We start from the raw sequence: 26,887 nt of genomic DNA, 5'->3' as shown, positions 1-26,887 counted from the left end.
TCATGAAATTAAACTGTGATATGGGCGAAGCATTTGGCGCATGGACCATGGGCTTAGACGAGCAAATCATGCCCTTCGTTGACCAGGCTAACATTGCCTGTGGCTTTCATGCATCAGACCCACTCACCATGAGCAAAACCGTGGCACTGGCTGCCAAACATGGCGTTACGATAGGTGCCCACCCCGCTTACCCAGATTTAGTCGGCTTTGGTCGTCGTAATATGGATGTGGCACCTGCTGAGTTAAAAGCCCTGATCCAGTATCAGATTGGCGCGTTACAGGGTATTTGTGCCACCCATGGCACTCATGTCACCTATGTAAAACCCCATGGTGCCTTGTACAACACCATGATGAGCAATTTCGCGGTACTTGAAACCGTAATGCAGGCTGTGAGCGAGCTGGACAGCTCATTGGTACTTATGGTCATGGCGGTGCCAGAAGCCGAGGAAGTGAAAGCTTTGGCGCAAAAATACCAACTGACACTGTGGTTCGAAGCCTTTTCCGATCGTCTCTATACAGACGAAGGGCGTCTGACGCCACGGAAGCAATCCAATGCCGTACACAGCTCCTTTGAGCGCATTGAACAGCAGGTGCTTGAGCTCAGCAATACAGGAAAGCTCACTACAGAATCCGGTGCATCGCTGGAAGTCCATGCGGACACTATTTGTGTCCATGGTGATGGTGCCCACGCCGTTGAAGCGGTAAAACGCATCCGCGCAGTGGTCAACGGGTCAAACGCATCATGAGCAGTCACCAACACCCGTTACCACAAGCCATGGATACGGCCATTGAAATGGTCAGCGATCATGCTTGCTTGCTGACTTTTTCAGACACCATCAGCAATGAAGTGTCGGACCGGATTGGCTTGGTTACAAAGAAACTGCGCTGTATTGAAGGCATCCTAGACCTGATCCCTTCTTACACTACCCTGTTGGTAGTATTTGATACGGATCATTTTGACCGTTTTAAAATTTGCCATCAGATCGCTCAAGTCATCGATAACCTAGATCCCAACGAAGCCCAAGCTCGGGATGCCCGTGAAGTGGTTATTCCTGTGTATTACGGCTCCGAGGTGGGGCCCGATATTGAGGACGTGGCGCAACACTGCCAGATGAGTGTTGATCAAGTGATTCAACAGCATTCTGAAACCGCCTACCGTGCCTATGCGATTGGCTTTACACCGGGGTTTGCCTTCTTGGGGAACACCCCCAAAGCACTGCATATCCCGCGTAAAACTACCCCAAGACTAAAAGTGCCCCTTGGAAGTGTCGCCATCGCAGAACAGCAAACCGCTGTGTACCCAAGCGTGACCCCAGGTGGCTGGCAAATCATCGGCCGCACGCCTTTACAATTGGTTGATTGGGGCAGTGAAAGTCTAGCCTTGATCGAAGCTGGCGACACCGTGCGTTTCACACCGATCTCCCGTGAAGAATTCCTCGCACAAGGAGGCAAATTAGATGGCTTTTAATGTTGTAAAGCCCGGCATGTTGGCACTTATCCAAGACCTTGGTCGCCACGGCTATCAGCACCTAGGGGTCACCTCTGGAGGCCCAATGGACGAATTAGCGTTCCGCTGGGCCAATGCTCTCTTAGACAACGCCGACAACGCACCGCAGATTGAAATCACCTTTGGTATGCTGACCTTAGAAGCCCAAGCCAATACCAGCATCGCTATCACAGGCGCAGACCTTGGGGCTCAGTTGAACGACAAGCCTATTTTGCCATGGCAAACCTACCCGATTAAAAAAGGGGATGTGCTGTCATTCCAACAACCGAACCACGGCTTACGTGCTTATTTAGCCGTCAAGGGTGGCTTCCAAGTTGAGCCAGTTCTCGGCAGTGTCTCCACTGTGATGCGGGAGCAACTGGGGGGATTATCCGGTAAGGGCAAAAAACTTGAGAAAGGTGACAAATTGCCTTTCACTGGGACCGATGACCATGTGCAGCGAATTGTGCCGCGCTTAGCCATCCCTAACTATGATAACCCCGACATTCCCGTGGTTATGGGCTATCAATTCAAAACCTTTTCGGGACTCGATCGGGCACACTTTTTTGGCAGTGATTTCAAAGTCACCCCCGACAGTGACCGTATGGGCTATCGTATGAATGGACGAGCCATTGGTGGCGACAAAAAAGGCATCATCTCAGAAGGCATCGCTTATGGTGCCATTCAGATCCCTAATGACGGCCAACCGATTGTGCTATTACGGGACCGTCAAACCATTGGAGGCTATCCCAAAATAGGCTGCGTCACAGCCTTTGGTGGAGGGCTGTTAGCACAGAAAAAACCCGGAGATATCATAGGCTTCCATTGCGTTTCCGTTGATCAAGCAGAGCGGGAGCGGTTACTGCAAATGGCTCGTATCGCCCAATGGCGATAGCCTCAGTCTGACGCCTAGCCTCTTCCCGAAAGGGCTCAACTAAGCGAAGTTGAGCCCGCTTCCACCCTCTATTTTTACAGAACATCACACAACCCCTCCCCTGTATTACACAAACATCTTCTAAACTATAACGAATAATCTCGGCCTTCTATGCATACTCTACCGTATACGAATGCCCTTAAGCCCAATCTCAATCTGTTTTTTAGGATTGGTCTTACGGCTTAAAGACTTAATACACGTTCTGATTTTTACGGGAAGCAGTACCCTATGATAAAGCGAGTGAGCCAATTGATGGCGCTGATTGCGGTTTGGATGACCCTACCTGTATTGGGCCATGCTGAACCTATGCGCGTTGGTTTCACTGGTCCATTTGATGGGCCAAACGCCTATTTAGGAGAAGAGATTTCTCGCGGAATAGAGCTAGGGTTAATGCACATTAACGCCCACAAATCTCTGAATTATGATGTCACGCTTGTACCGATGAATGACAGCTACGAACCCGCTCGAACTGCTGAAGCCATTACCGCACTGGTAGAAGAATACGATATTAAGGCCATGCTTGGCAGTGTCGGCACCCCCACAGCGGTAGCCACGTTACCCCTGCTCAAACACTACAACGTGCCTCTGATTGCCCCCTTAACCGGAGCAAAATACCTATACAGTGAACGAGCCAAAGGCACCATTTTTAACGTACGAGCAAGCTACGAAGACGAAGTCTTCCTATTGGTAGAAAAGCTCGTCGAAAACCTAAACATTCACTCTGAAGATATCGCCATACTGGCACAAAAAGACGCCTATGGTGAATCGGGATTAAACAGTCTCTTGAATGCCCTAAAGTACCATGGCATCAAACACCCAGAACAAGCCTTGCAAATACGTTACGCTCGCAACTCTCCCTTTGCCGAACATGCGGCAGCAGACATACTTTCACACAAGAAACTGCCCAAGATAGTATTTATCATTGGCACCTATGAAGTAGCGAGCCAACTCATTTCCATTCTCGACGAAATGGACATTTCACCTCTTTACGCGACACTGTCCGCGGCAGGAATTGGCGCATTGGCGGATCGTACTCAGCACACAAAAGCCATGATTCTGTTTACCCAATCCACACCACCACTGTCCCACAACTATCTACCCTTAATTAAAGAGTTTCTTACAGACAGTGCGAATTTTATGCCCGAAGACACCCCCACTAACTTGAAACTAGAGGGGTACATCTCAGCACGTATTTTAGGCTTGATACTTAGCGAGTTTCATAGGGAACATATTCCAACCAGCAAGTCCCTCTCTGTGAGCATGAATCGAGTTGGCAGTTTTGATTTAGGCGCTGGGTTTAAACTCGCTCTACAATCCACCGATACCCCTAACCACAAGACCATCTGGTTAAGGTTGATCTCGGGGGGACAGGTTCAAGACGTCTCACAAAATAGTGAACTACTATATAACAACGAATCAGCAGACTTGGCCAATTCGGAGGGCCATGACTATGACTAGCAGCCACCGTAAACACGTTTCAGTGTCGCCATTGGTTTGGACACTGGCAATATTTGCCGTGTTTTCCTCACTCATTGGTGCCATCATTTTATCCAGCACCTTGTCGGATTTGCGCCAACAGCAAGCAGACATACGGATGCAGCAAACTTCCATGCTGACTGCCGCATCAGAGCTGCGTGAGATCATCCCCGCACAGCAAAGTCGATTGCGCCAAGCCTTGTATGGCGGGACTAACATGATGTATCAGGATGTGAGCAACTTCAGCCGCTTCTCGGATGCTGTGACGACACTACGAGCGGCAGCTCCGAAAAATACCAGCACTACGGTATTGGGCGTGGTACTTAAAACCCGTGGTAACCAAATCGAGCAGGTCACTTACAAAATCAACGACTGGTTCGAAAGAAAAACCCAGTTCGAGGCCATACAGGAAGAAGACGATCTCGCCCAGAAAGCCCTCTTAAAAGTGAGTGCTTTAAAAACTCTGCTGACTGCTTTAAACGGACGTAACCGTCTGAAAGAAAGCCGCCTTTTGTACACTTATGAAAACACCGATGATAACTCTGAAAAGAGGTTGCTGTCGGAAGAGTATCTAGACTTACGTTTGGCTTCATTGAACTCCTCATTAAGTACCACCACCGAGGATATCGCCATCTTAGAGGTAGCGATCAACCTTGCGATTAATGCTTCCCGTAACGAAGAGCTGATCGATTTATTGGAAAACCAGCTCGTGCCATCTATCGATCGGTTGCAGTATGTCATTAATCAAGCCCAAGAAGAGTATCCATCGAGCGCCCAAAGCTTCCAACGCCTTATCGCGGAACTCAACGACATTTTATTTGGCACAGACTCCAGCTTTAGCCGTGATACTCAGACCATGAATTTAGGAGAAGGGGGGCTGTTTAACGAGCGCTTCGCCCAACTCAAGATCGAAACCCAGCGGGTAGCCTTAAACCGTGAGTTTCAAGCGATCTTCTCGCCACTGCCACGTCTTCTGGATCAAATTGGCGACATTGTGCAAACCAAATCCTCCGAGCAGGAACAAGAAATCGAAGAGCAGCTTACACGGGTAAACAGCACTATTATCTCAATCAGTGCCATTACCATTGCCATTTTAAGCATCTTGGCTTGGGTGGTCACCAAAGGGGTAAAACGTCAGCTCGCCAACTTGATAAACAGTGAAGACCGTTTCCGTTCCATGTTCGATGCGTCCCCAGACCCTGCATGGATTATAGTGAACGAGTCCATTGTTGACTGTAACGACGCGACCACCCTAGTGTTGCATTACCCATCTAAAGATGACCTGATGCAAACATCCGTGTTGGATTTGTCCTCTTTCTCTCAAATGAATGGCCAAAATGCGCCAAAACAACTGGAAGAGATCTACAACATCGTGATTCAAAAAGGCCACTACCGTGGCGAGTGGATTTTCCGTCGCTTCGATGGCGCCTTGCTGTATGCTGATATCACTATGATCGCGATTACCTACGATGATAAACCAGCAATCATCTGCACTTGGCGAGACATTACTGAAAAGCACAATGCCCAGCGCTCACTGCAATCTTATAAAGAGCAGCTAGAAGAAGACATTGCCGAGCAAACTAAAGAGCTGAAAGCTGCCAAAGAAGTGGCTGAAAACGCTAGCCGTGCGAAAAGCGACTTCCTTGCTAACATGAGCCATGAAATCCGCACGCCGATGAACTCTATTATTGGCATGTCATACTTAGCGCTGCAGTCCGACCTAAATCGCAAACAACGGAACTACATCCAAAAAGTCCGAAACTCCGCAGAGTCATTACTTGGCATCATTAATGACATCTTAGATTTCTCCAAAATCGAAGCGGGCAAAGTCAGCATCGAGCAAGTCTCCTTCAATATCCAAGACGTGCTGGACGAAGTGGCCAACCTGCTCAGTCTAAAAACGGAAGAGCAAGACATCGAACTCATTTTCGACATTGACCCTCATTTGCCCAAAATGGTCACAGGTGATCCGACTCGTCTACGCCAGATTCTGTTAAACCTTGGTAACAATGCCGTGAAGTTCACCCAAGAAGGGGAAGTGATCATCAAAGCACGTCACTTCACACACTCTGCTGATGAGATCGTCGTGCAGTTCACCATCAAGGACACTGGGATTGGTATCAGCGAAGAACAGCAACGCAACCTGTTCCAATCCTTCTCTCAAGCAGACACCTCTACCACACGCCGCTTTGGCGGCACCGGACTGGGCCTTGCCATCTCTAAACAACTTACAGAGTTAATGGGCGGCAGTATCTGGGTGAAAAGTGAGGAAGAACAAGGCAGCGAATTCCACTTCACAGTGCGCTTTGGCCGGTCAGAGGCAGGACTTCTTTCGGAAACCAGCCTTTCAGACAGCATCCAGATCTCCAAAGTACTGGTTGTGGATGACAACGACAGCGCACGGGAAGTGCTTCAGTCTAATATCGAATCCATGGGCTTGTCCTGTGACACCGCCAACAGCGGTGAACAGGCCCTCGAGATGCTGCAAGCAATAAGAGGCAAAGGCGGCGACTATGAGCTGATTTTGGTGGACTGGAAAATGCCTGAAGTGGATGGGGTGGAAACCTGTCAGCGCATTCTCAAAGAATTCGCTCCAGAAGAGACGCCACCGACTTTAATCATGGTGACAGCCCATGGTCTAGAGCATGTAAAAAAGGCCGCCAAAGGGACTCAAGTATCGGGCTACTTAACCAAGCCCATCACCATCTCCAGCTTATATGACACGGTCGCAAGAACCTATGGCATTGAAGGGTTTACTCTGGAAGAAAATGAAGAAATCATCGAAGAGCATGCCCTACACCCAGAGTTAACTGGCACTCGTATCCTTCTAGTGGAGGATAATGAGATTAACAGAGAGCTCGCTGAAGAGTTACTTTCTCAAGTAGGAATCGAGCTATCGATTGCTGAAGACGGTCAACAAGCCCTCGATATCTTAGCGTTCGAACCTTTTGACTTGGTGCTAATGGACTGTCAAATGCCGGTAATGGATGGCTACCAAGCCACAGAAGAGCTTCGCAGAGTGCCAAAATTTGCCAAGTTACCTATCATCGCCATGACTGCTAATGTCATCAAAGAAGATGTAGAACGCGCACTGGAAGCTGGCATGAACGACCACATCGCCAAACCCATTCAAGTGGAGGAAATGTTTGCCACCATTTCAAAATGGCTCCCCAACACCTCTATCAAGCCAACAGCCGATATCACAACTGAGGCGCAGGCCAAGCCAGAGCAAAGCACACCACAAAGCTTGCCCGATATAGAGCAAATTGACACTGAACTCGGCCTACAACATACCCGCACCGAAGCCCTATATGTACGATTGCTCAAGCGATTCTATGATAGCCAAGAGGGCTTTATTGCCACCATTAAACACACCATAGAGAAAGAAGACTTTGACAATGCTGAGCGATTAGCCCATACATTAAAGAGTACCGCCGGAACATTAGGCATTCAGAGACTAGCAAGCCTCGCAGCCGAAATGGAAACCGCCATGAGTGAACAATCTGGTCACGCTTACATTCTCGAGGCATTAGAGAAGGAGCTGACAGAAGTACTTTCCGCACTGGCAACTTGGTCCGCTCAACAGCAAGAAGAGGTAAATGAAGAAGTCACTCCAGTGACTCCAGAAGAACAGCGTCAAGCACTAGAGAAGCTTTCCTCCTATATAGAACAGAACCTATTGGAAACTCGGGACGTATTACTCGACATACAACCCTATTTTGATACGCCAGAGAAAAAAGCCGAACTGAAGAATATCGATCAGGCGGTCAACATGTTCGACTTTGATAAGGCCGCAGAGCATCTAGAATCGCTCAAAGCTTTGGTGAACGATAACTGATTTATAAGGGCATGAGATGCAAGCAGAAGCCACTGACAGCCAACACCTAGCACCAATTAAAAAGCCCATCGTCTTACTAGTGGATGACACACCAGACAACATCGACGTACTAGCAGCGTCTCTGGATAATGAGTACACCTTAAAAGTGGCTGTCCGTGGAGAGAGAGCCCTCATTGTCGCTCGAAGCACACCTAAGCCAGATCTCATCCTCTTGGATGTGATGATGCCGGATATGGATGGTTACGAAGTGTGTCGCCGTCTAAAAGCCGACCCCACTACCGCCAATATTCCCGTGATTTTCGTGACGGCCAAACACGATATCCGAGACGAAGAGAAAGGCTTTGAACTGGGAGCTGTGGACTACATCATCAAACCCATCAGCCCTCCACTAGTGAAGGCTCGAGTTCGGACTCATCTTGCCCTGTACGATCAAAACCGCCAACTCAGCATTCAAGTCCAAAAGCGCACTCAAGCCCTAGAGGACAGCAAACTACGGATCATTCAACATCTTGGTCGTGCAGTTGAATATAAGGACAATGAAACCGGTGCTCATGTGATTAGAATGAGCCAAATCACCCGCCTGATTGCCCAGCAATGTGTGGACGACCTAAATTGGATTGAACGCATCTATCACGCCTCTCCAATGCACGATGTAGGCAAAATCGGGGTCTCCGACACCATACTATTGAAACCCGGTAAGCTGGATGCGGAAGAGTGGGAAATCATGAAAAAGCATACCCTTTATGGGGCCGAGATCTTATCCCAAGACAGTGATCCTATGCTAAAGATGGCCCATAGCATCGCCCTAACCCACCATGAAAAATGGGATGGAACAGGTTACCCCTATGGCCTGACCGGAGACAAAATCCCCCTTGAAGGCCGCATCGTCGCCCTTGCAGATGTCATCGATGCCCTACTGTCTAAACGCCCCTACAAAGAGGCCTGGAGCTTAGAGAAAACAGTTGCTCACTTAAAAGAGCAATCCGGCAAACACTTTGATCCTAAACTGGTTGAACTAACGCTACCCTTAATTCCAGCCATCACGGCCATACGAGCGAAATACCCAGACGAATAGATTTATAGGAAATATTTATCAAGTATTTAGGTATTAACAATTTTATTAATCACCAATATCTCCCTAATATATCAACTGTTGGTAACGCACACAGCGAAACACTTTAAGGAGATAGACAATGATCAATACTCAAATCAAACCATTCAACGCAACTGCATTCAAAAACGGCGAGTTCGTAGAAATTTCTGAAAAAGACGTACTAGGCAAGTGGGCTGTGTTCTTCTTCTACCCAGCAGACTTCACATTCGTATGTCCTACTGAACTAGGCGACGTTGCAGACAAATACGAAGAGCTTCAGAAGCTTGGCGTTGAAGTTTACTCTGTATCTACAGACACTCACTTCACACACAAAGCTTGGCACGACAGCTCTGAAACAATCGGCAAAATCAACTACTACATGGTAGGCGATCAAACTGGCAACATCACAAACAACTTCAATGTGATGCGTGAAGGCCAAGGTCTTGCTGACCGCGCAACATTCTTGATCGATCCAGAAGGTACGATCCAAGCAATGGAAATCACTGCAGAAGGCATCGGCCGTGACGCAGAAGATCTAATGCGCAAAGTGAAAGCAGCTCAATACGTAGCAGCTCACCCAGGCGAAGTTTGCCCAGCTAAATGGAAAGAAGGTGAAGCGACACTTGCTCCATCTCTAGACCTAGTAGGCAAAATCTAATACGCCTCCCAATAGTTGGGCGCCCTGCGCCCAACTCGGGCTTGCCTTCCAGTGCTAGGCATTAAAAGCCCACAACACAACTTTCGAGCTAAGGAACCTCACGCCTCCCTCTCGCATAGAGACAGGTGATGACCTCGCTCGCTCGAAATTTTATTGGCACTGTAATCACTCAACTAAATAAACGGGTTAAATATTATGTTAGACACAAACATGAAACAGCAGTTGGGCACATACCTTCAAAACATCGTTAATCCGATTGAAATTACTGTGTCTATCAATGAGCATCCTAAATCTGAAGAATTACTTGGTTTGGCTCGCGACATTGAGTCCCTTAACCAAGACAAAATCACCCTATTGGTAGAAGAAAACCCACAAGGCCGCGCACCACAAATGGCAGTTGGCCCAAAAGGTGAAGAAGCCCGCGTACGTTTTGCCGGTATTCCAATGGGACACGAATTCACATCCCTTGTGTTAGCACTGCTACAAGCCGGTGGTCACCCATCAAAAGCAACACAAGAGACCCTAGAACAAATTAAAGGCTTGGACAACGAACTTAACTTTGAAGTGTACATTTCATTGTCTTGCCACAACTGTCCAGATGTCGTTCAAGCGGTCAACCTAATGGCTGTATTGAACCCTAAAATTACTGCAACCATGATCGATGGCGGTGTCTTCCAAGAAGAAGTCACAGATCGCAACATCATGGGTGTGCCAGCCGTATTCCTTAACGGTGAGCATTTCGGTCAAGGCCGCATGACCTTAGACGAAATCCTAAACAAAGTAGATACCGGTGCCAGCGAGAAACAAGCAGCCGCCCTATCTGAAAAAGATGCTTACGACGTTCTTGTCGTGGGTGGTGGTCCAGCGGGTGCTGCAGCCGCTATTTACGCAGCCCGTAAAGGCATCCGTACCGGTGTCGTAGCAGAACGTTTTGGTGGCCAAGTGTCAGACACCATGGCCATTGAAAACTTTATCTCTGTGAAAGCGACAGATGGTCCAAAATTGGTCGCAGGCTTAGAGCAACACGTCTTAGATTACGATGTTGACCTAATGAAGACACAGAAAGCGGTACGTGTTGAAAAGAAAGAACTCGTGGAAGTCGAACTCGAAAATGGCGCCGTGCTGAAAAGCAAATCCGTCATCCTAGCCACAGGTGCACGCTGGAGAGAAATGAATGTTCCAGGTGAGCAAGAGTACAAAACCAAAGGGGTTGCCTATTGCCCACACTGTGACGGCCCATTGTTCAAAGGCAAGAAAACCGCTGTAATCGGTGGTGGTAACTCTGGTATCGAAGCGGCCATCGACCTAGCGGGTATCGTAGAACACGTTACCGTATTGGAATTTGGCGATACCCTACGTGCAGACGATGTATTGGTGAAAAAAGCTGAGTCCTTGTCAAACGTGACCATCATCAAAAACGCTATGACCACTGAAGTACTTGGTGATGGAGAGCGTGTGACAGGTCTACAGTACACAGACCGTAAAACAGATGAGTCGCACAAGCTAGACGTTGCAGGGATCTTCGTGCAAATCGGCCTAGTGCCAAACAGTGAATTCTTGCAAGATACGCTGGAATTAACAGATCGTGGCGAGATCGTAATTGATTCTCACGGCCGTACATCGATGGAAGGTGTGTTTGCTGCCGGTGACGTGACTAACGTGCCATTCAAGCAAATCATTATCTCTATGGGAGCTGGCGCAACAGCCGCTCTGGGCGCCTTTGATCACCTGATTCGCAACTAAGCGAATCTCCCCTTTAGATCAAACATGGCGGCTGCCCCCGCCATGTGACTCTCTTCACCGGCTCTCCCTTCGCACTGGGTTAGCCGGTTTTTTTTGATCGCAATTAAAGCGCCATGGGCAATAAGCCAAACGCCAAAAAGCACAACCAAAGTACGGTCGCGACCGCGCCACCAATCAAAAAGTAACGCATCTTGGCTGACATAGGTGCTTTCTCTTCACGCACTGGCTTTGGGTGTTTTTCACGATATTGACCTAGCGCCCCACCCGCTGTGGTCGCCTCAAATGCCCCTTTTACGGCGTAACCGCAGCGCTTAAAACGTTCAATGGTCTCTGGGTCAGATTCCGCTCTCATTAGATCTTCGCGAATTAATACTGTGTATTGCGGCATGAGTAAGTCTCTCGATTAACGCTAATTTTATCGGGACATGATGCTACCATTCTTGCTCCAATTTGGCTTGTATAAAGTCTAAAAATCCTTGAACTCGACGGGGCACTAAAGACTGCCCTGGCCAAACGGCATAAATGTTCACTTCATGTTGTGTGTAGGCCTCTAAGACTGCTTCAAGGTGACCTTGTTCCAAGTCATGACGAACATCAAAGCCAGACTTAAGCACCACCCCAGCCCCCTGTCGAGCCCATTGACGTAATACGCCCCCATCACTCGCACTGCGATTGCCGGAAACGGCAACGGAGAAAGTCTTCCCCTGTTTCGAAAAGTGCCAATGAGACTGGGGCTCACCGGGTCGAGCCAATACCAAGCAGTTATGTTGTTGCAGGGCTTCAGGCTGATCCGGACGGCCGTGCTCATCCCAATAACTTGGCGCCGCACATACCTTCCTGTGATCCGTCAACAAACGACGGGAGCGAAAACGCGAGTCGGTTAATGGCCCCATACGAATCGCTAAATCAAAATGTCCTTGCACCAGATCATCCATGCCGTCACTTAAAATCAGTTCAAACCGAACTAAGGGATGCAGCAAAAGAAATGCATCAATCAAAGGCGGTAAGTGATGACGACCAAAATCATTAGTGGTCGTTAGTCGAATGGTACCCCTCAAGGGTCCCTTATCTGCGACCCGCTCAAAACTGTCGTCCACATCGTTCAAGATCCGATGGCAATCCAATAAAAAGCGCTCACCTTCCGGCGTTAAGCTCATTCTCCGGGTTGTCCTGACCAGCAAACGACTGCTCGCCTCAGCTTCTAGGGATTGCAGCGCTTGAGTAATGGCCGCCGGGGCAACATTTCGCTGGCGCGCAACAGCCGCCAAACTACCGAGCTCAACAATATCAACAAAGGTTTGCATGAGATGCAGTCGATCCATGGGAATATCCTAGAAGCCTCATAAAGATTATTAAGTTTAATCTAAATAAAGCATTCATTTACGCCTCATTTATTCAAAAAATTAGGATGCTTAAACTGATCTTAAATCCATTGAAAAGGAGACGAGTCATGACAAGCACCACACCAATCACCCAATTTGATCCACAACATTCAGTTTTAAAAGGTAAAAAGATTTTTGTCATTGGCGCAGGGTCCGGCATGGGCGCTGCCATCGCAAAAATGGCGGCTGCAAAAGGCGCACAAGTGGCTTTGGCAGGACGTACCGCCAGCAAACTACAAGGGACGGCCGAAACCCTCTCCTCACCAGCACTCGGCCTCTACTCCTTAGACGCATCTGATGGCCAGGCTCTTGAAGCGGCCCTGTCTGAGCAAGGTCCTTGGGACCACATCATCAATACCGCGGCCGACCTGACATTTAAACCCTTCATTGAGTTGTCTGATGATGACATTAACAAGATGCTGAATTCTAAATTTCATACGCCAATCAACATTGCTCGAAGCGCCAACAAACACCTAAATGCTCAAGGCAGTGTGGTGCTTTTCTCCGGTTTAGCGGCCTACCGCCAAGGAGAAGGTAGCTCCATCGTCGGCGCATTAAACATGGCACTTGAAAGTCTAGTAGCAAACCTTGCCATCGAAATGAAGCCCAAACGCTTTAACGCGGTATCCCCGGGTGTCGTCGATGCAGGAAGCTGGGACTTTTTAACGGAAGCGGACCGCCAAGCCATGTTCAAGGACGTTGCAGGCGGCTTACCTAGTGGACGTGTTGGCCATGTGGATGACCTTGCCCATGCTGCCATCAGTTTACTGGAAAACGGCTTTATTACCGGCACAGTACTCAACGTGGATGGTGGTGGTCGTATTGCCTAGGAACACCGCCAAACATCTTATATAAGGAGGACATATGAAATTCTTAATTGCTGGAGCCAGTGGTGTCACCGGTTATGGCGCCACCCAAGTACTAGAACACGCCCATCTAGACGTAATCACTTTGTCGCGCTCCTCCAGCGGCCCGAGCAAGGGCATTCATTTGCAGGCGGATCTGCTGGATCGTGAAAGTTTAATGGCTCACCAAGACACCTTGAAAACAGTGACCCATGTATTCTATGCGGCATTAAAGCCAAACGATGACGCCCTCACAGAAGCCCAAGAAAACGGTCAAATGATGGAGAACCTCGTTGAGACCTTGTTGCATGTGGGAGCACCACTGGAGCGGGTTATTTTTCTCCAAGGCGGGAAAGTCTACGGCGCTCACTTGGGTGTTTATAAAACCCCTGCACGCGAAGATGATAGCCGACACTTCCCGCCAAACTTGTACTTTACCCAAGAAGACTATGCCCGCACCTTGCCCCAAAGAGGCGTGCAATGGACCGCCCTGCGACCTGACATTGTCATTGGACATTCGTTAGGGTCTGCCATGAATCTTGGAAACCTGATCGGTGTTTATGGCAGCCTTTGTCAGCAAATGGGACTGGCCATGCAATTTCCAGGTCCTGCCCAAGCCTATGAAGTATTAGTCAATATTTGTGATGCCGAAGTGCTCGGCCAAGCCGTTCTATGGTCCGCGCTGGAGCAAAAAGATGGGGCCTACAATGTCACTAATGGGGACCAATTCCGCTGGAAACATGTCTGGCCAGCGCTGGCCAATTGGTTTGGTTTAGAAGTTGGAGAGCCCCAACCCATCTCCTTAGCCCAACGATTGGACCGCGCCAGTTCTGAAATGTGGCAACAGCTCGCAACAGACATGGGGCTAGCAGAAAAAGACATCACCCAACTTGCGTTAGGAGGGTTCGGTGACTTTATTTTTCACGTCCAAACGGATGCTGTGTTTGACGTCACCAAAGCCAGACAAGCGGGCTTTCAACACATGACCAAACGGTCGGACGACACCTTGATCGACCACCTAAATAACATGGTGAAACGGGAACTCATCCCTACGCAGCAGCCATAGTAAATATGGCAACAATCAAAGGGAGCCTATAGCAACAGGCTCCCTAACGTTTAATGTCCCGTTCAAATCGCCTTTCCCTAGGTGAGTCATCCGTCATAAAACTTCAACACCTCTTCCCTATGATCGTCCCTTCTTACCCTGTACAGGATGTCATAGGAGTTTTTATGCTACGCAACGTTTGTATGATCACATTGATAGGATTGTCGTCTTTCGCTTCAGCAACCGAAGCGACCAAGTTTACCGCTGTCCTGAAAGAGCACGCACAACTACCCGCCAATACCTTTGTTCTTCCTCCTGATTCGGCCCCGAGCTACTTCAACCATTCGGGTCGATTTACTGCCAAGGACAACCAGCGGGTCGAGCAAAACTACCATATTTATCAACCAGCCACGGGCTTGGCCTTACCCTTCCCGGGCCAACCTATTCAAGGCTTCTCTGGAATTCGAGCAATTGACCATGACCACTATCTTGTCTTAACAGACAATGGATTTGGCCGTGCCATCAACTCTGCGGACGCCTTGCTCATGTTCCATAAGGTCCAAGTTGACTGGGACACAGGTCGAGTTAACGTACAGGAGACCATTTTTTTAACGGACCCAGATCGTAAAGTCCCCTTCCCGATCACGGATGAAACCAGCCCAGCACGCTTCCTTACTGGGGCAGACTTTGACCCAGAGTCGATTCAGCCCACGGAAGATGGTTACTGGATCGGGGATGAGTTCGGTCCTTGGCTCATTCATGTGGACAACAAGGGAGTGGTTCAAGATGTGATCGCCACTCACGTAAACGGCACCCATTACGCCTCGCCCGATAATCCGTTTCTGCTCATGCCGAACCCAAATGAGAAATCACCAGACGTCATTACCATGCGTTCTGGGGGATTCGAAGGCATGGCCATTTCAGCAGACAAGAAAACCTTGTATCCCCTACTCGAAAAGCCCATCTATGATGTAACAGCGGGCAAACCTGAAACCGTCAATGGCCAGCCAGTGTTGCGCATGTTGTCATTTGATCTTGATAATAAAACATGGGGTGATCAGGTTCTTTATTACCCATTGGAGAACCCTCGCCATGCCATTGGTGATTTCAATATGATCGATGATCACCGGGCGCTTATTATCGAGCGCGATAATGGCACTGGAGATCCTAGGGAAAACTGGTCGAAAAATCCTGCTAGGTTTAAACGTGTTTACTTGGTGGATTTAGACCAAGTAAACGATCAAGGCGTTATCCGTAAACTTGCCTACATCGACCTAATGGACATTCAAGACCCCAATAAGGTGGCCATTAGAGGCACCATTGATGGCATCTTCACCTTCCCATTTTTCACCATTGAGAACGTAGATCGTATTGATGAGCATCATATTGTTATCGCTAACGACAACAACTACCCCTTCTCAGTTGGCCGTGAGCAGGGGCGGGTGGATGATAATGAAATCATCGTTCTGGACGTGAGGGACTTCCTGCAAGCCAAGTAATCCAGTGCTATTCACCCAGTTCATGGGCAACCGCATCCGGTGACGCCAGTGTGGTTTGCACAAACGCTTGGATAGCACTGGAAGGGTTATCCTTTCGAGAAATCAAATAGGTGGGTGCGTGGGCAATGTCCCGCTCCACCGTTTGTACCGTCAGGCCTTCGGTTTGGTGCAATGCGAGAACGGAGCGCGGCACCATACCGATCCCCATACCAGCGATCACACAGCCGATCATGGTGAAATGATTAGGAATCTCGATGACCCTCTCACAGGTGTGCCCTGTACGTTTCAACCAGCGCTCCAAACGATGACGATAAGAACATCCCTTATGGTATCCCACCATCATCAAGGAGCTGGGCAGTGATTCCCGCTGAGCCCACTCTGTTGGCATAATCAACACCAGCTCTTCGTCAAAACAATGAACACTCTCTAGACGCTCGTCTTCAGGTGGATCTGACGCCATGACCAAGTCCAGCTCCCCATCCAACACCTTCTCTATCAGGGGCATGGATGCCGTCGTCATAAGCTCCAACCGCACGGCAGAATAAGTCTGATGAAAGTCAGACAAGATCTTGGGCAAGCGGGATGCCGCACTACTTTCCATGGACCCTAAGCGCAACAACCCAGCAGGTTCCGCTTGGGTCAGCTCCGCAATAGCGCTCTTTTGCAGTTGTAGGATTTTGTCGGTGTAGTCCAACAGGCGCAGTCCTGCTGATGTCACCGACAAACGGTTATTCTCCCGCAAAAAAAGATCTACATTTAGCTCTGCTTCCAGCTTTTTTAAACGGGCCGTCACGTTAGAGGGGACTCGATGTAGGGCTTCGGCGGCGCGACTCACCCCATTGTGCTCAACAACTGCTTTAAAGACGGTCAGATCAGAAATGTCCATCGGCACACCTTTTCATTATTTGTGAATAAGTATTTCTTTATTATTCATTTTTAATGAAAGAAATCCACCCCTATACTGTAGGAAAGTTAATCAACAAGAGGATGCTATTTATGACTCACTCAAGCACTTCCCCGTCCTCACTACCTACTTCTGGACTGCTGTATGGACTGGCAGCGGTAGCGATTTGGACAGGATTCATATTGGTTTCAAAAGCTGGGGCATTAGGCGCGCTGGCCATCCCTGACATGATCATGGTGCGCTTTGGCACCGCCTTTGTATTGTTTTCACCCTTTATTTGGAAGCATCGTAAGGTGATTTTTCAATGGCGTATGTTTGCCCTAGGCAGTATCGGTGGATTGGCATATGCCTTGTCTGTGTTTAATGGTTTTGCCAATGCGCCCGCAACCCATGCCGCGCTGTTACTACCGGGGTTGATGCCCATTATGATTGCGGTGTTCGCCTATTTTGTCGCAGGGGAGCGGCACAGCCGCGCCTCTTGGACAGGCATCATTGTCAGCAGTTTGGGGATTTTGGCCCTATTGGTTGAGACCTTTTGGCACGGTGCTTCCTATTGGCAAGGGGATTTAAGCTTTGTGTTGTCCTGTGTGTTTTGGGCCACTTTCACTGTATTACTACGCCGTTGGAAGTTTGCCCCTTGGCACGCCACATTAGGCATCATTGCAGTGACGACCTTGTTGTTCACCCCTGTTTATGCGCTCTTTTTACCCCATAACTTGGCGGCGACACCTTGGGAAATGTTGGCGCTACAGGCGTTTTACCAAGGCGTCATGGCCACCACCATACAGATGGTGTGTTATGGCCGGGCAGTACACCTGATTGGCGCGACTAAAATGGGGGGGTTAATGGCACTGGTGCCAGTCTTTGCAAGTGTTTTGGCTATCCCTATGTTTCAAGAAGCATGGACACCAGGTTTGGTGATCGCTCTGGTAATGATTTTAGTGGGGACTTTAATCAGCAACCTGTCTTTTGCACCGATACAACGCTGGCGAAAAGTCAGTTGCAGCGCTTAACTTCAAAAGAGCCGCCAGTTTAATCACTAGGCGGCTTTTTCTTGGTGACGGTAATAACGCAAATAGTAGGTTCCACCGATGCAGAAGGCGAGCATACCAAAGACCGCCCCCACCCCGATGGACCATCGAGCCCCTATGGTATCCGCCACCCACCCCACAAAGGGGGCTCCTAAGGCAGTGCTGCCCATCATGGTCGCTAGGACAATGGCCATTACCCGTCCACGATAAGCTCGAGACGTAGAGGTTTGCATAAAGGTATTAGAAGATGTGGTGAACAACTGCAAACTCAAGCCGAGAACTATCAAGAGCCCAGAGAAGGTGAGGTAATTCGGACTCCAAGCCACAAGCACACTGGCCATGGCATAGATTGCAGGCAAGCAAACCATAAAACCAAAGTTGGGTTTGGGTCGGCTGGCGGTAATCAAAGCACCGCTAATAGAGCCAATCGCCATCATGGAGATCAATAAGCCATATTGCCCTGCATGGCCACCAAACACATGAACCGTCATGGCAGATAGGTAAACAGAAAAGTTCATCCCCAACCCACAGACCAGAGAAGACATGACTAGCATCACAATCATTTCACGGTGGGCCCCCAAGTACCGGAAGCCATCCAGAAAGCCCATTTTGTGGCTTGTCTCACGCTTGGTTTCACAGCCTGCTAGAGAGCGGCCACCTAGGATCACTAGAGCACTCAATAATGGAATGAAGGACAATAAGTTGATCATAAACACCCAGCCAGCACCCACGAGGGCGATGAGCAAGCCAGCTATCGCAGGACCAATTAAGCGGGCCGAGTTGAAAGACACTGAGTTTAGGGCCACCGCATTAGGAACTTCATTTTCAGACACCACATCTGAAACAAAGGCATGTCTGGCAGGTGCATCAAAGGCAGCGACTATCCCCAAAGCCAGCGCACAGGCATAAACATGCCACAACACAATCATGTTAGTAAGCGCCAACACACCAAGTATCAGCGCCAATATAGCCATACATATTTGGGTAGTAAGTAATAACTTACGTCGATCTAATCGGTCAGCAGCCCAGCCCGTTAGGGGAAGTAGCAGAATCTGAGGTAAAAACTGAAACATGACCACTATCCCCACCGCCGAGGCATTCTGGTCGGAGAGATCGGCAATCACAATCCAGTCTTGCGCAGTGCGTTGTAGCCAAGTACCTATGTTGGAAATGAAAGCACCAATCAGCCAAAGGCGATAATTGGAATTAGCTAATGCGCGAAAAGTGGTGGGTAGTTGCATGGGGCGCTTTGATCGATCCTGTCATAAGTGAGGCACTATTGAAGCAGGTTCTCAAAATGCTGCAATGGGCATCACAATTTTTCCCTATATGACGCCCATTACCTAAAGACAAAATCAGTCGACAAGCTCCACCACAAGGTCACTACTAATGTCCTCAATGGCTGCCTCTAGGGCTTCAAGAGATACATTTTCAGGTAGGGTAATTTCTAGCTCGGCCTTAAACAGCATTTCAGAACTCATCGGCGCAGGCTCACAGTAGCTGTTCAAATCTCTGACACTGGCTCCCAAACCACTGAGGGTTTTGGCTACTTCGCGAACGATACCAGTACGATCGTTGCCCATCACAGAGATCACTGCCGTTTCACCCAGTTTCGCAGCATGAACTGCTTTTTCAGCGGTCACTTTTAAGCCAACCGTAGACAACCCTTGCAGAGCCGCCACCAAGGCCTCCTCCTGATCTAGGGGCACTTCTACGGTCACAATCCCAGCAAACTTATCCGCTAAGTGGGCCATGCGGCTTTCGCTCCAGTTACCCTGATGGGCCACCACCACATCAGACAATGCCTCGACTAAGCCTGGACGGTCATCACCAATTACTGTTAACACCAGATGTTGCGTCATAAAGTCATCCTAATTGTTTTTTTAACTATCTTGTTCATAACACCCTGAGCTGCCTTAGGAAAGCTGTCAATGTCGGGCATCAGAGTATCTGACTGTATTCTCATTTTTATGACAAACTGACAAATTTTGCCAATAAACTTGATGATTCACTTACACTAGACTTTGCGTGAAAAATAAACGATTCTAAAAGCATGGAAAGTAAGTAGGGGTAAAGATGAAGGCTTTCACGGTTCTAATCGTTGATGATGTACCCGACAATATTGATATCCTACGCAAGGTGATCTCCCCCCTTGAATGTAAGGTGTCCGTTGCGACCTCCGGGGAGCGCGCATTAACTATTTTAGAGCAACTCACACCAGACCTTATTCTACTCGACGTCATGATGCCGGGCATCAGTGGCTTCGATCTATGTCGTTTGCTTCGTAAAGACGAACGCTTTGCCGATACCCCTATTATCTTCGTCACTGGCCGCACCGATGACATCAGCCAAGGCTTCTCTGTCGGCGGCAACGACTACATCACTAAACCGATCAATGCTGATGAAGTCTCAGCCCGTGTTCAGCATCATAAAGAACGCTACTTACTACTACAGCAACTACGTAGTTTAAATTCCGAGTTAGAAGAACGTGTTCGCCTGCGTACGTCTGAGCTGGTAACGGCGAACAAACAATTGCGTGAAGAAATTAACGAACGACGCTACATGCAGGATCGCTTAAAGTATCTTGCTGAGCACGATTTTGTCAGTCGCACTTATAATCGCACAGCACTGGAATCTTATGTGGTTGATATCATCAGTCAGCCCCCAGAATCTTTTACCCCTTCTTATTACCTTTCCATCGATTTGTCCCGTTTTCGAGTTGTGAACGAGAGCTGCGGTCTGATTGCAGGTGATGAGTTACTCAGCGAAGCAGCCGAGCTGATCTCGACTATTTTGGGCCATAAAGCTTTTGTGGCACGTTTAAGTGGCGACAGCTTTGCGGTGGTGTACCCAACCCAAGATCTGCAAGCCATCACCTCTCTCGCCAACCAACTGTTTAACGAGTTCGAACGGTTTACGTTCATTTGGGATGATCGCAGCTTTGACGTGGGCACCACTATTGCTGTGGTTAAGATTGATGAAAGCGTCACCTCCTTTGATCAGATACTGATGTTGGCGGACGATGTCATGTACAGTGCTAAACGCTCTGGCGGGCGCTGTGTTCGCTATCTCAGTGATTTAGTCAGCGACTGTAATAAAAAGGACAGCCGACAAAACTGGGCATTACGCTTGATCGATGGTATCAAGCATGACCATTTCCGCGTCTTCTTCCAACAGATTCATCCTTTAAGTGCCAAACAAAGTGGCATGCGTTTGGAAGCCTTAGTTCGTTTATACGCACCAGATCAAGGCACCTTACTGTTTCCAGACACCTTTTTATACGCCGCAGAGCGATACCAACTCATTGCTGACATTGACCGTTGGATGATCCGCAAGGTGGCGGAGTTCTTATTTGACAACCCAAGCCTCTACCAGCGCATCGATAATGTGTCCCTAAACTTGTCCCCTTCCACTTTACGAGATAAGTATTTGGTGGATTATGTGTGCGATGTGCTATCTAAATACCGAGTAGATCCGCGGAAGATTTGCTTTGAGGTGACAGAGACAGAACAGATCATTCATGTGAGCCAAACCTCGAACATCCTCCAACAGCTAAAAGAGCTAGGCTGTAGCATCGCCATAGACGACTTTGGTAGCGGCTATTCGAGCTTCAGCTATCTGCGCGAGTTCCCCTTTGACTACATTAAGATCGATGGCATGTTTGCCAGAGAGGTAGAACACTCCGAATCCAGCATGGCCATGGTTCAGTCTATCCAAGATGTGGCTCAAAAACTCAAGAAACCCTGTGTTGCTGAGTTTGTGGAAAACGAGGCTCTCGCCACCCGCTTTACCAAAATGGGCATCGAGTGGGGCCAAGGCTATTATTTCCATAAACCAGAAGAAATGACCGTGGAAAACGTTCAAAGGTGCTTGCTTGGGACTCAAGAATGCATCGATGCCGATTAACACTTTCTCTTTTAATCACGGGTTTATTGCTCGCACTCACATCCATGGGTGCGCAAGGCAAAACATTTCAAATCACCCCTAAAGAACAAGCTTGGATCGACGATCACCCCTACATAATTTTTGTGGGGGACCCAAATTGGCTACCTTTTGAAGCATTTACCGAAGACGGCCAATACATAGGGATTGTGTCCTCCTTCTTAAAGAAGTTTACCCAAGACACTGGCATCAATATCGCTTTTCGTCCGACAGCCACCTGGCAAGAAAGCTTAGATGTGGCCTCAGAAGGCAATGCTGATGTGATCTCTGACGTATTGGGCAGTGCAACCCTTTACGCTACCCACACGTTTACCAAGTCCTATATCACCAACAATCTGGTACTGATTTCAAACACCGTAGGTGTCCCCATTTCAGATATAAACGAACTGAGTGATGCCAAGATCGGCCTAATTAAGGGTTACGGCTATACTTGGGAACTGTACGAGCGCTACCCAGATGTGAGCTTCGTAGAAGTGGACAACATTCAAGAGGGACTTGAGGCCTTAGAGAACAAAGAGTTCAATTACCTCGTTTCAACCTATGCACTGGGGCAGTTTCAGCTATCAGCTTTAGGAAAATCAGGCCTACATCTACGGGGACAACTCGACGTAGAAACCTACCTAGCATTCGCTGTACGTAAAGACTGGCCTGAGCTAGTAGAGATCTTTAATCGCTGGATCAACTCCCTTTCCCCGGAACAACGCTATCAGATTGCAGAAAGCTGGTATCTGGAGAACACAGACTTTTTCTCCTACGAAACGGTAAACTGGACCTATGTGGCCTGGTTAATCGTGGTCATCTTAGTTCTGCTTGGCTTGATTGCCTACGGGATTCATAGTCGTTCTACCTTACGCCAACATAAACTACGATTCGAAACGGCCTTGGCCGCCATCAATGCGGTGGAATGGAAGATGCCTCGGGAGTCAGCTCGACTCGATGTACCGGAAGGGTTTACCCACATTCTCCCAGAACGCAAAACAGCGCCAACGACCTTAAACGAACTCATTGAAATGATCACCCTTGAGGATCAGGAGCGTGTTTATAATGCCTTTCGCAACGCCCGTTTATCGGCAGATGGCTTGATCAACATTGAGTTTCGTATAAACACCCAAACCACCTGTTGGCTGGCGTTAAAAGGCAGTGCGATTAATGATTTTGGTAAGCCCTATCTGGCAGGAACACTCGAAAACATCTCTTATCGTAAACAGGTCGAAGCAGAAAAAGGCCGCACCGATAAGCTGATCGCATTGCTCTTTGACGCCATTCCAGATCTGATATTTTTAGACTTATTTGAGCCCCAAGATCAGATATCTAATAAAGCCTATCGCCGGTACTTTGGTGACCAAAGCGTTTCTGACACCCTGTCTCCAGAGCAACTCGAAACGTGGCAAAAACAGCAGGACACCCTGATCAAATTTAAACATTCTTGCCACTTTGAAAGCTGGCTGTCTCCGACAGATGCAGCCCAAACTTATTTTAGTATTTTGCGGGTGCCCTTTATTGACGACCAAGGTCAGGTTATTGGCATACTTTCGGTTGCCCGAGACATGACCGACCAATATCTGCTGCAACAGGAGCTTCAAGAGGCCAAACACCTTGCGGATCAGGCGAACACAAGTAAAACAGTATTCCTAGCAAACATGAGCCATGAGATTCGCACGCCATTAAATGCCATCTTAGGATACTCACAAATACTCACCCAAAGTGAGCACCTAAATGAAGAAGAATCCCGTCAAATCAATCGTGTACATCTAGCAGGTCGCCGTCTACTGGGATTGATCAACGACATCCTTGACCTCTCTAAAATTGAAGCAGGTAAGCTGCAATTCAACCCTGAAAAAGTCTCTCTACGCCAGGAACTAGAAGAGCTACTCGCTATTCACCGTCAACGGGCCCAGAGCAAAGACCTCGCTTTTAAAGAAGATATTAAACTCAGCAAACAAGACCATGTGACAGTGGACCGCACGAAACTAGGTCAGATCTTACTTAACGCCATTGATAACGCCATCAAGTTCACCGAGTCCGGTAGTGTCCTGTTCAAAGTGGAATACAAAAATGGCCAATTGCTTGCCACAGTGACAGATACTGGGCCAGGCATCAGTCAAGATGAACTGGACACCTTGTTTCAACCCTTTAGCCAAGGAACCAGTGGCAATATTAACGGTGGTACAGGGCTTGGCTTGGTTTTATCACGCAGACTGGCGACTGCCATGGGCGGCAGCTTTAATCTGAGCAGTGTGGTAGGACAAGGCACCACGGTAACGATCCAAATCCCAATGGAATTAACAGTAGAGAAGGAAGGCAGCCTACCGCAGCGGAACCAAAATTGGCGCTTAGCAGAAGAAGAACCTAAAGTTGCCTTAATCATTGAAGACGACGAACTCAGCCGAGACCTGTTAAAGAACATCTTGGGGCGTATTGGTTTTAATACCCTTGTGGCGGAGGATGGGGAACAAGCCCTAGCCATATTAGAAAAGACAGACGTTGTTCACATGGTATTCAGTGATATTCGTATGCCAAATATGGACGGTTTAACACTCATTCATCACATCCGCTCTCAACAGCACTTGGCTAACATTCCAGTGGTGGCAGTCACCGCCTCCAGCTTTGAACATGAAAAACGTTACTACCTAAAAAATGGCTTCTCTGATTTTGTTCCAAAGCCAGTGGAGCTAGAGCAATTATGCCGAGCGATTAAGAAAGTCTTCAATATGACCTTGGCGTCTCCCCCCCCTACTAAAGAACTTCCGTCCAGAACCCAAGACGATCGTCTTCCCCCCATGACTGAAATCACTGCTAGCGAAGAGCAAGCCTTGGTAGACAGATTTACCCATGCTTGCCAGCTAGGGGATGCAGATGAAGCCTTATTTTATCTCCACAAACTTCAAGAAACCTCTATAGCTGCCAATAAGTTAGATATAATTAAACAAAGCTTAGAGCATTACGACTTCGACGCAGCCTTGGCTGTTGACCTATACTGACTAGAATTAGAATTCTATTTTTCATTTGGTACCCGTACTAAGTCGCTCTCACATGGATTAAAGACGCCCGATGCCACCAAAAGATTTCTCACATATTGAGCAAAAAGACGCGGTAGACTTACTCTACTACAACATGAATACGGGGTTGGCGAGTACCTTTCTGGCCGCCACCATTTTCGTGTTTGCCTTTCCCCATGGCGGGAGCTTAGGAACACTACAGTTTGGCTGGTGGATGGGCATGTGTGCACTCTTAGCGTTGCGCGGTATCGACATGTTGTACTACTACCGCCGTGTGCGTCATTCAACCAGTGACTTTGAATATGGTCGAGCGTTTGCCCGATTTACCATTGGCATCCTATTAACCGCCGTGTTTTGGGCGAGTTACGCCCTGTATATGATTCCCCATGCCTCTGTGCCCGAAGTCGCTGTGTTCAGTATCATCCTCTCTGCCTTCGCTGGGGGCGCAGCCAATCTACTCTCTGGCTCCCGCACAATATCGATTTTGTATTCGAGCATTTTGACCATTCCGTTCACCATCGCCTTAATTCTCGCCGATGAGCCGTTTTACAACACCCTCGGCCTACTTGCTTTGACGTTCGCTATTATCATGCTTCTAAGTGCTAATAAGTCTGCCCGTTTCACGGCTAAGGCCATCCACCTCAAGCATCAAAACGATCACTTACTGGCTCATATGGAGCATGAGGTCGTTAAGCGGACAAAAGAAATTTATTCTCTCTCCAACTCTGATCCCCTGACAGGCTTATACAACCGTAAAGCCTTTGTGGAAAAACTGGATTACCGATTGCTGACCCAACCCAACATTAAGCAAGCAATCCTGTTTATCGATTTAGATGGTTTTAAAACCATTAATGACTCCCTCGGTCATGAAATCGGAGATCATGTGATTCGAGAAGCTGGTAAACGTATTCTTCAGAGCAGCCATGCGAGCGACCTAGTCTGCCGCTGGGGCGGTGATGAGTTTCTGTTAGCACTGGAACAAAACGATCAAGTGATCGAAAATGCCCAAAAGCTCATAGAAACCATTTCCGAACCCTATCTAATGGATGGTTCTAAACTCTCCATTGGTGCCACCATAGGGGTATCGTATTACCCAGCCCATGGCAATGATCACGAACGCCTGATACAGCGCGCAGACATGGCCATGTACCATCAAAAGCGCGCCCAAAAAGGTGGCGTTGGCATCTTTGATGAATCCCTACGGGAGCAATTACTGCGGGAAATCCGCCTGCGTGATCATCTTGAAAACGCCATCCATCGCCACGAACTGTTTCTCGTTTTTCAACCGATTCTGGAAGCCAAGACCAACCGCATCGCCGCCGTGGAAGCCCTATTGCGCTGGCGTCTAGATAATGAATACATCCCACCGGATGAATTCATTAACATTGCCGAACAGTACGGTTTTATTAAACCCATTGGCCTTTGGGTGCTCGGTGAAGCCTGTATGGCAGGCAAACGTTTGCAACAACTGGTACCGGATTTGTCTGTCTGCGTTAACGTTTCCATCCAACAATTACTGGATGAAAACTTTCCAGAGGATGTGAAAGCCACCCTAGAGCGGACAGGTTTCAGACCTGAAAACTTGCACTTAGAAATCACAGAGTCTCTATTTGCCCACGACAAACACCGACTCATTGAGAACATCTCTCGCCTCAAAAAAGTGGGCATTGAGGTCTCCATTGATGACTTTGGCACCGGGTACTCCTCTTTATCTGTGATGCAAGAATTCGACGTGGATCTGGTTAAAATCGATCGAACCTTTATCTGGACTATGGATCAAGGAGGTCGCGCCATCGTCGAAGCGGTATCTCAAATTGCCTCCTCTTTTGGCTATCAAGTAGTGGCCGAAGGGGTTGAGACCGAGGAACAAAAACAAATCCTCACGGACATGGGCATCGATTATTTGCAGGGCTATCTCTTCCTTCACCCGGTGACAGAAGAAGAAATGGTGGAGCATCTCAACATTCAGGCAAGTTAAAGATAGTCCTAACTTGCCCTAGAGATATAACAAA

20 protein-coding genes are annotated in these 26,887 nt (G+C 48.3%); 15 read left to right on the top strand and 5 right to left on the bottom strand.

Annotated features, from left to right (window positions below; genetic code table 11):
• Positions 1-2: 2 nt before the first annotated feature.
• The 8 genes from ACFQ45_RS05005 (at position 3) to ahpF (ending at position 11,228) form a co-directional block, all read left to right on the top strand.
• Positions 3-746: a 5-oxoprolinase subunit PxpA gene (locus ACFQ45_RS05005; protein ID WP_377365884.1), complete on the top strand. Its 744-nt coding sequence runs from the start codon at positions 3-5 to the stop codon at positions 744-746.
• Positions 743-1,468 (top strand): 5-oxoprolinase subunit PxpB, encoded by a 726-nt coding sequence (gene pxpB / locus ACFQ45_RS05000; protein WP_377365883.1) that lies wholly within the window; start codon positions 743-745, stop codon positions 1,466-1,468. Before ACFQ45_RS05005 ends, pxpB begins: the two co-directional genes overlap by 4 nt.
• Positions 1,458-2,381, top strand: coding sequence for a 5-oxoprolinase subunit C family protein (locus ACFQ45_RS04995; RefSeq protein WP_377365882.1), 924 nt, complete (start codon positions 1,458-1,460; stop codon positions 2,379-2,381). Before pxpB ends, ACFQ45_RS04995 begins: the two co-directional genes overlap by 11 nt.
• Positions 2,382-2,648: 267 nt before the next feature.
• Positions 2,649-3,878: an ABC transporter substrate-binding protein gene (locus ACFQ45_RS04990; RefSeq protein WP_377365881.1), complete on the top strand. Its 1,230-nt coding sequence runs from the start codon at positions 2,649-2,651 to the stop codon at positions 3,876-3,878.
• Entirely contained in the window at positions 3,871-7,734 is a 3,864-nt protein-coding gene (locus ACFQ45_RS04985) for a hybrid sensor histidine kinase/response regulator (protein WP_377365880.1), read from the top strand. Before ACFQ45_RS04990 ends, ACFQ45_RS04985 begins: the two co-directional genes overlap by 8 nt.
• Positions 7,735-7,750: 16 nt before the next feature.
• A complete protein-coding gene (locus ACFQ45_RS04980) occupies positions 7,751-8,809 on the top strand; it encodes a response regulator (RefSeq protein ID WP_377365879.1) in 1,059 nt (352 codons plus the stop codon).
• A gap of 118 nt (positions 8,810-8,927) precedes the next feature.
• Positions 8,928-9,485, top strand: a complete 558-nt coding sequence (ahpC, locus tag ACFQ45_RS04975; protein ID WP_377365878.1) for an alkyl hydroperoxide reductase subunit C — start codon at positions 8,928-8,930, stop codon at positions 9,483-9,485.
• A gap of 195 nt (positions 9,486-9,680) precedes the next feature.
• Positions 9,681-11,228 carry an alkyl hydroperoxide reductase subunit F gene (gene ahpF, locus ACFQ45_RS04970; protein ID WP_377365877.1) on the top strand — a complete coding sequence of 516 codons (1,548 nt, stop codon included), beginning with the start codon at positions 9,681-9,683 and terminating at the stop codon, positions 11,226-11,228.
• 103 nt (positions 11,229-11,331) lie between these two features.
• Here ahpF and ACFQ45_RS04965 read toward each other — a convergent pair whose 3' ends face one another.
• Positions 11,332-11,616 carry a hypothetical protein gene (locus ACFQ45_RS04965; protein WP_377365876.1) on the bottom strand — a complete coding sequence of 95 codons (285 nt, stop codon included), beginning with the start codon at positions 11,614-11,616 and terminating at the stop codon, positions 11,332-11,334.
• 43 nt (positions 11,617-11,659) lie between these two features.
• Positions 11,660-12,550, bottom strand: a complete 891-nt coding sequence (locus tag ACFQ45_RS04960) for a LysR family transcriptional regulator (protein ID WP_377365875.1) — start codon at positions 12,548-12,550, stop codon at positions 11,660-11,662.
• A gap of 128 nt (positions 12,551-12,678) precedes the next feature.
• On the opposite strand from ACFQ45_RS04960, the gene ACFQ45_RS04955 reads away from it, so the two are divergent.
• The 3 genes from ACFQ45_RS04955 to ACFQ45_RS04945 all read left to right on the top strand — a co-directional run bounded on the left by ACFQ45_RS04955 (position 12,679) and on the right by ACFQ45_RS04945 (position 15,999).
• Positions 12,679-13,440 (top strand): SDR family oxidoreductase, encoded by a 762-nt coding sequence (locus ACFQ45_RS04955; protein ID WP_377365874.1) that lies wholly within the window; start codon positions 12,679-12,681, stop codon positions 13,438-13,440.
• Between the two features lie 34 nt (positions 13,441-13,474).
• The gene (locus ACFQ45_RS04950) at positions 13,475-14,521 is read left to right on the top strand and encodes an SDR family oxidoreductase (RefSeq protein WP_377365873.1); all 1,047 of its coding nucleotides are present in this window, start codon (positions 13,475-13,477) and stop codon (positions 14,519-14,521) included.
• Positions 14,522-14,685: 164 nt separating this feature from the next.
• Complete coding sequence (locus ACFQ45_RS04945) at positions 14,686-15,999, top strand: esterase-like activity of phytase family protein (protein ID WP_377365872.1); 1,314 nt, start codon at positions 14,686-14,688, stop codon at positions 15,997-15,999.
• Between the two features lie 7 nt (positions 16,000-16,006).
• On the opposite strand, the gene ACFQ45_RS04940 is transcribed toward ACFQ45_RS04945, so the two are convergent.
• Positions 16,007-16,885 (bottom strand): LysR substrate-binding domain-containing protein, encoded by an 879-nt coding sequence (locus ACFQ45_RS04940; protein ID WP_377365871.1) that lies wholly within the window; start codon positions 16,883-16,885, stop codon positions 16,007-16,009.
• Positions 16,886-16,995: 110 nt separating this feature from the next.
• Here ACFQ45_RS04940 and ACFQ45_RS04935 point away from each other — a divergent pair, with 110 nt between their 5' ends.
• The gene (locus ACFQ45_RS04935) at positions 16,996-17,916 is read left to right on the top strand and encodes a DMT family transporter (RefSeq protein ID WP_377365870.1); all 921 of its coding nucleotides are present in this window, start codon (positions 16,996-16,998) and stop codon (positions 17,914-17,916) included.
• 26 nt (positions 17,917-17,942) lie between these two features.
• Here ACFQ45_RS04935 and ACFQ45_RS04930 read toward each other — a convergent pair whose 3' ends face one another.
• Both ACFQ45_RS04930 and ACFQ45_RS04925 read right to left on the bottom strand, forming a co-directional pair.
• Positions 17,943-19,175 (bottom strand): MFS transporter, encoded by a 1,233-nt coding sequence (locus ACFQ45_RS04930; RefSeq protein ID WP_377365869.1) that lies wholly within the window; start codon positions 19,173-19,175, stop codon positions 17,943-17,945.
• Positions 19,176-19,289: 114 nt separating this feature from the next.
• A complete protein-coding gene (locus ACFQ45_RS04925; protein ID WP_377365868.1) occupies positions 19,290-19,796 on the bottom strand; it encodes a glycine cleavage system protein R in 507 nt (168 codons plus the stop codon).
• A gap of 214 nt (positions 19,797-20,010) precedes the next feature.
• Between ACFQ45_RS04925 and ACFQ45_RS04920 the strand changes: the two genes are divergently transcribed.
• The 3 genes from ACFQ45_RS04920 (at position 20,011) to ACFQ45_RS04910 (ending at position 26,853) form a co-directional block, all read left to right on the top strand.
• Positions 20,011-21,840, top strand: coding sequence for a two-component system response regulator (locus ACFQ45_RS04920; protein ID WP_377365867.1), 1,830 nt, complete (start codon positions 20,011-20,013; stop codon positions 21,838-21,840).
• The gene (locus ACFQ45_RS04915; RefSeq protein ID WP_377365866.1) at positions 21,822-24,857 is read left to right on the top strand and encodes an ATP-binding protein; all 3,036 of its coding nucleotides are present in this window, start codon (positions 21,822-21,824) and stop codon (positions 24,855-24,857) included. The genes ACFQ45_RS04920 and ACFQ45_RS04915 overlap by 19 nt, the downstream gene beginning before the upstream one ends.
• 70 nt (positions 24,858-24,927) lie before the next feature.
• On the top strand, positions 24,928-26,853 hold the full coding sequence (locus ACFQ45_RS04910) for a putative bifunctional diguanylate cyclase/phosphodiesterase (RefSeq protein WP_377365865.1): 1,926 nt from the start codon (positions 24,928-24,930) through the stop codon (positions 26,851-26,853).
• Positions 26,854-26,887: the final 34 nt, after the last annotated feature.

This window comes from Rhodanobacter aciditrophus, from assembly GCF_042679525.1.
GTDB lineage: Bacteria > Pseudomonadota > Gammaproteobacteria > Pseudomonadales > Marinomonadaceae > Marinomonas > Marinomonas aciditrophus.
Note: the sequence above shows the minus strand (reverse complement) of the source record. Positions and strands in the feature narration are given on the sequence as shown.

What these genes read in the sequence shown, in the direction of transcription:
- ACFQ45_RS04910 (WP_377365865.1), top strand. Translation starts at nt 24,928, where the DNA reads ATGCCACCAAAAGATTTCTCACATATTGAGCAAAAAGACGCGGTAGAC.
- ACFQ45_RS04950 (WP_377365873.1), top strand. Translation starts at nt 13,475, where the DNA reads ATGAAATTCTTAATTGCTGGAGCCAGTGGTGTCACCGGTTATGGCGCC.
- ACFQ45_RS04925 (WP_377365868.1), bottom strand. Translation starts at nt 19,796, where the DNA reads ATGACGCAACATCTGGTGTTAACAGTAATTGGTGATGACCGTCCAGGC.
- ACFQ45_RS04945 (WP_377365872.1), top strand. Translation starts at nt 14,686, where the DNA reads ATGCTACGCAACGTTTGTATGATCACATTGATAGGATTGTCGTCTTTC.
- ACFQ45_RS04940 (WP_377365871.1), bottom strand. Translation starts at nt 16,885, where the DNA reads ATGGACATTTCTGATCTGACCGTCTTTAAAGCAGTTGTTGAGCACAAT.
- ACFQ45_RS04960 (WP_377365875.1), bottom strand. Translation starts at nt 12,550, where the DNA reads ATGGATCGACTGCATCTCATGCAAACCTTTGTTGATATTGTTGAGCTC.
- ACFQ45_RS04965 (WP_377365876.1), bottom strand. Translation starts at nt 11,616, where the DNA reads ATGCCGCAATACACAGTATTAATTCGCGAAGATCTAATGAGAGCGGAA.
- ACFQ45_RS04995 (WP_377365882.1), top strand. Translation starts at nt 1,458, where the DNA reads ATGGCTTTTAATGTTGTAAAGCCCGGCATGTTGGCACTTATCCAAGAC.
- ahpF (WP_377365877.1), top strand. Translation starts at nt 9,681, where the DNA reads ATGTTAGACACAAACATGAAACAGCAGTTGGGCACATACCTTCAAAAC.
- ACFQ45_RS04930 (WP_377365869.1), bottom strand. Translation starts at nt 19,175, where the DNA reads ATGCAACTACCCACCACTTTTCGCGCATTAGCTAATTCCAATTATCGC.
- ACFQ45_RS04935 (WP_377365870.1), top strand. Translation starts at nt 16,996, where the DNA reads ATGACTCACTCAAGCACTTCCCCGTCCTCACTACCTACTTCTGGACTG.
- ACFQ45_RS04955 (WP_377365874.1), top strand. Translation starts at nt 12,679, where the DNA reads ATGACAAGCACCACACCAATCACCCAATTTGATCCACAACATTCAGTT.
- pxpB (WP_377365883.1), top strand. Translation starts at nt 743, where the DNA reads ATGAGCAGTCACCAACACCCGTTACCACAAGCCATGGATACGGCCATT.
- ACFQ45_RS04915 (WP_377365866.1), top strand. Translation starts at nt 21,822, where the DNA reads ATGCATCGATGCCGATTAACACTTTCTCTTTTAATCACGGGTTTATTG.
- ACFQ45_RS04985 (WP_377365880.1), top strand. Translation starts at nt 3,871, where the DNA reads ATGACTAGCAGCCACCGTAAACACGTTTCAGTGTCGCCATTGGTTTGG.
- ACFQ45_RS04990 (WP_377365881.1), top strand. Translation starts at nt 2,649, where the DNA reads ATGATAAAGCGAGTGAGCCAATTGATGGCGCTGATTGCGGTTTGGATG.
- ahpC (WP_377365878.1), top strand. Translation starts at nt 8,928, where the DNA reads ATGATCAATACTCAAATCAAACCATTCAACGCAACTGCATTCAAAAAC.
- ACFQ45_RS05005 (WP_377365884.1), top strand. Translation starts at nt 3, where the DNA reads ATGAAATTAAACTGTGATATGGGCGAAGCATTTGGCGCATGGACCATG.
- ACFQ45_RS04920 (WP_377365867.1), top strand. Translation starts at nt 20,011, where the DNA reads ATGAAGGCTTTCACGGTTCTAATCGTTGATGATGTACCCGACAATATT.
- ACFQ45_RS04980 (WP_377365879.1), top strand. Translation starts at nt 7,751, where the DNA reads ATGCAAGCAGAAGCCACTGACAGCCAACACCTAGCACCAATTAAAAAG.